Annotated in this window: 3 protein-coding genes and 1 pseudogene; 3 read left to right on the forward strand and 1 reads right to left on the reverse strand. The window is 49.5% G+C overall.

Annotation, left to right across the window (positions count from 1 at the left end; all coding sequences use genetic code 11):
* Window positions 1-126 precede the first annotated feature (126 nt).
* Together QZM72_RS35255 and QZM72_RS35260 are read left to right on the forward strand one after the other, a co-directional pair.
* A pseudogene (locus tag QZM72_RS35255) lies at window positions 127-264 on the forward strand (IS3 family transposase); the annotation flags it as partial.
* 424 nt (window positions 265-688) lie between these two features.
* Window positions 689-1,189 carry a recombinase family protein gene (locus QZM72_RS35260; protein WP_367620059.1) on the forward strand — a complete coding sequence of 167 codons (501 nt, stop codon included), beginning with the start codon at window positions 689-691 and terminating at the stop codon, window positions 1,187-1,189.
* Window positions 1,190-1,392: 203 nt separating this feature from the next.
* Here the strand turns inward: QZM72_RS35260 and QZM72_RS35265 are convergent, their stop codons facing one another.
* Window positions 1,393-2,250, reverse strand: coding sequence for a LysR substrate-binding domain-containing protein (locus tag QZM72_RS35265; protein WP_301740419.1), 858 nt, complete (start codon window positions 2,248-2,250; stop codon window positions 1,393-1,395).
* A gap of 1,473 nt (window positions 2,251-3,723) precedes the next feature.
* On the opposite strand from QZM72_RS35265, the gene QZM72_RS35270 reads away from it, so the two are divergent.
* The coding region (locus tag QZM72_RS35270) for an alpha/beta fold hydrolase (protein ID WP_367620058.1) at window positions 3,724-4,021 on the forward strand (298 nt) is incomplete at its 3' end.

A 4,021-nucleotide genomic window follows, 5' to 3' on the forward strand; every position in this document is an offset into this window, starting at 1 on the left:
CCGAGCGGCCTCATAGTTCACTCGGCTATCTGACGCCGGTGCAGTTCGCTCGGGCGCACGATGCAAAGCAGCAGTTTTTAACCTCGGACTCTAACTGCAGTTCGGACTAAAACCGGGGGCAGGTCACACTACTACAACCACGAACGCATCAAGCTCAAGTTGAAAGGGCTGAGTCCCGTGCAATACAGGACTCAGCCCTTGGGCGTCCAGCCTTCAACTGTCCAACTTCGTGGGGTCAGTTCATTGCGGCCCCTTCGTACTTGAGCAAAATGCTCGACGTTGCGCCGCCGTTTAAGTGCGGTTCTGCACCGCCATCAACAGGACGATATGGGCCGAGCAGCCGCAGACTGTACGGGATCGCCAACTCTTGTGCCCAGTAGTTCGGGACAAGGCAGCATTACTTCTGGCTTTCAAAATACCTCTTATCGAAAGATGATGTAAAGAATAAATTTTTGATTATCAATCATGTTTCTTTGTCAATGATAATTGACAAAATTAATTGCTGCATTAAAACAATTTACTTCGTAAATGTCAGGATTTCTTATCATAGGTCTCGATGCGCGCAACCGCAGTTCTCCGAGGCAACACCGCGGCGCACCATGCAGAAAATCCACCAAAATACTAAGTCGTGGGGTGCAGATTGAAGATTGGCTACGCACGAGTATCCACCGATGAGCAATGTCTCGATATGCAATTGACCGCCCTGCGGCAAGCAGGATGTGACGAGATTCGGACGGATCATGGATTCTCTGGGTTGAGGCACGATCGCCCTGGACTAACCCAATTGCTTGAGACGCTGACAAGCGGTGACACGCTGGTTGTGTGGCGGTTAGACAGGCTCGGGCGCTCATTGAGTCATTTGGTATACTTGATCAATGACTTTCGATTGAGAAATATTAATTTTACGTCATTAAATGAAAGAATAGATACCGAAACTCCATCCGGAATGTTCATGTTTCATATGATCGCCGCACTCGCAGAGTATGAAAGAACCTTGATTAGCGAGCGTACGCGCGCAGGTGTTGCCGCAGCACGGGATCGGGGGAAAATACTTGGGCGGCCAAGGAGTCTGAGCCCGGCACAGCTTCAAGCGGCAAAATCCATGCTAGCCGATATGACTACCGTTGAGATTGCACGCCAGTTCGGAGTTCATCACCGAACTTTGCGAAAACGGCTACTGGAGTTATAACTACCAATTTTTCGAGACCTTGTATTCTGATGAACCTTACGACTGCCGATTTCGAATTGGGCTAGCCTCAGTTCCACGATGAATTCTTGAACCTACGTTGGTTCGAGATGTTGAGCGAAGCCAAAACGATCGTCGAGGCTTGGCGCCTGGATTGCAGAAACGAGAGTCGACCTCGCTTTGCTTACAAATATCATATTTGAAATTTATCTGCTGGACCTTATGTTGTATATGGAGTATTCAATTAAACACTGAATTGCATCACTTAATTTTTCAGACTGAGTATGCACGCGCACCTCCACGTCGCCTAACTCAGGTAACCCTTGCTCTTTCCCTAATTTAATAATTCCATCAGGGATTGTGCTGGCAGCGAGTACCGTAACTCCTAGGCCGGCACGCACTGCTGCGATAATTCCGGTGTAGCTGGAGCTGACAAATGAAAGTCGCCAATTAATAGATGTGTGTTGCAAGGCTTGAACGATTCTACTTCGATAGATGCATGGTGGGGGGGCGACCACTAAGGGCAACGGGTGAAAATTGCGATCTTGGCTCTCAACCCCTCCAATCCAAACTAAAGGTTCAGTAACTATTTTTATCCCAGATTGAGTGGCCTCTTCGTGCAAAGCGATGGCAATGTCGAGCTGCCCTTTTTTTTGGCGAGACAATAGATTTTTGCTTAAATCGCACACCACCTCAAGTGCAACGTTGGGGTAATCTTTCGAGAATTTTCCAAGAATTGCTGAAAGCAGTGCCGCATTGTATTCGTGTGGTGCCCCTAATCGTATGGACCCTGTAACATCCGATGGCCGCAGTCTGACGACCGCTTCGTCATTAAGAGAGAGTATCCTCGTTGCATAATGTAAGAGGGTTGCGCCGTCATCTGTAAGCCTTAGGCGATGCGCGCCGCGAACAAAAAGCTCCACGTTAAGCAATGACTCTAATCGCTGAATTTGTAGGCTGACAGCCGATTGGGATCGCCCGATGGCGTCTCCTGCTCGGGTAAAGTTTCCGAGATCAGCGGCCTTGACGAAGGTGCGAAGTAGTTCTGTAGGAATGTTGGTCATAGAGCATTATGTATGGAGAGTTATCAATGGTTAAAAAATATCTGGTTTACGGGTTAAATGCGATTTAATGGATGCCGAACGCAGTAACCGAAGACGCATCACGGGAATCTCATCATATTGATAATTTACTTTGTTGCGAGCGCATAAACCATATGGGCGCAGTGAACATGAACATAAGCTACGACAGATTACCGTATTGTTGTGCTGTCCTTGGCCGGCGGGAGCATCCCTTAGATTTTCCGTAGCTATTTTGGGGTTTATCTGAAGCTATTGTGTAAGCGACCGGACAACCCGTCTTGAAGTTTGCTGGAGCTCTTGGGAGTATCGTATCCACCTAACGAACAAGCGGACGCGTGAACACTATCGTCGAAGAAAGAATGCCTTCCGAACACCGCCGGCGGCGACGCTACAACGAGGAGTTCAAGGCCAGAGTTGTAGCTGCCTGCCACGGTACCGGAGTATCGGTCGCAGCAGTAGCGCTGGAACACAGGGCTCAACGCGAACCGGCTGCGACACCGGATCGATCAAGCAGAAAGCAGACTTCCGAAGGGCTTGCCCAGCCATCCGGAAGATTTGCAACCGACAGATGCACTGGCATTTGTGCCGATTCCACTGGAAGTCCGGAACACGCATTCGGCAGAGATTCGAATCGAAGTGCGTCGGGAAGATCAGACGATCACCGTAAGCTGGCCGATATCGGAGGCAGCCCAGTATGCAGCCTAACTGCGCGAGCGGCTGTGTGAGCCCTCGATGCGTTCGCGACAGTGCGGTCCCAATCCATCGGCTGTCGCGCTGCGCTCGAAACGATTGCGCCACTTACAGCGAAAATAATGTATCTATTTATGAAACAGTCATCAATTTTGTTTATTATTTTAAATATTAAGCTGATCAAAGTCGCAATCACCTTGATCGCATTTAACTCGATCGCCAACTTGGCGGAAAGGTCGCTAATCGGGAAGATTATTTTTGAGGTTGAAATTCCGGGCTCGCGCTCGTAATACTTTCGGGTTATTGCAATTGCAAGGAGGTGATATGTGATGCGGGAGGGCTCTTTGTTGCTCTTCATTTGATAATTTATCTTTCGGAATGTATTTATTGAGGCTTATTTTTTGTAAGCTCCATCTTTATTTAGGGATGGATTTGAAATGTGTTGCACATTTTAGGGGTGTCGAATTAATATTTCGACATGCTAAATGGGTGGTTGGAGAGTTCCGCATTCAAGATTTGGATGGTGACGCCATAGCTGCCAAGGGAAATGTCGAGAGGGTTTAGTGCGCAGATAGTAAGAAGGTCGTTAATGGAGAGATCGCTTGCAAAGCGCCGGCAAGCCGCCGTTTCGGTAGCGCGACATTGAGCGCAAGGTTGGCAACATGGGGCTGAGCGCTTTCTCAGGATTATCACTCTGCTATTTATTTGACCGTGGTTGTGCTTGTGCGGGTGCACATGTGTCTGGTTCAGGTGCGGGAGAGAGCCATGCAAGTCGAGAAAAAAGTAGTGACGCTGCCAAATGAACTTAAGGTATATGTAGAACACCATATCGTCGATACTTCATTCGACACGGCGATGCTCGTCAACGGCGCGCTCGCGACGACCGCGTCGTTCGGCCAGACCGTCCAGTATCTCGGCGAGCGGATGAACACGATTTGCTTCGACCTGCCGTATGCGGGGCAGTCGCGCCAGCACAACCCCGGCTGCTTCATCCTGACCAAGGACGACGAGGCCGCGATCCTTCAGTACCTCGTCGAGCGCTTTGCGCCGGCGTTCCTCGTGT

This window comes from Burkholderia sp. AU45388, assembly GCF_030481585.1.
In the GTDB taxonomy this organism is placed as follows: Bacteria; Pseudomonadota; Gammaproteobacteria; order Burkholderiales; family Burkholderiaceae; genus Burkholderia; species Burkholderia sola.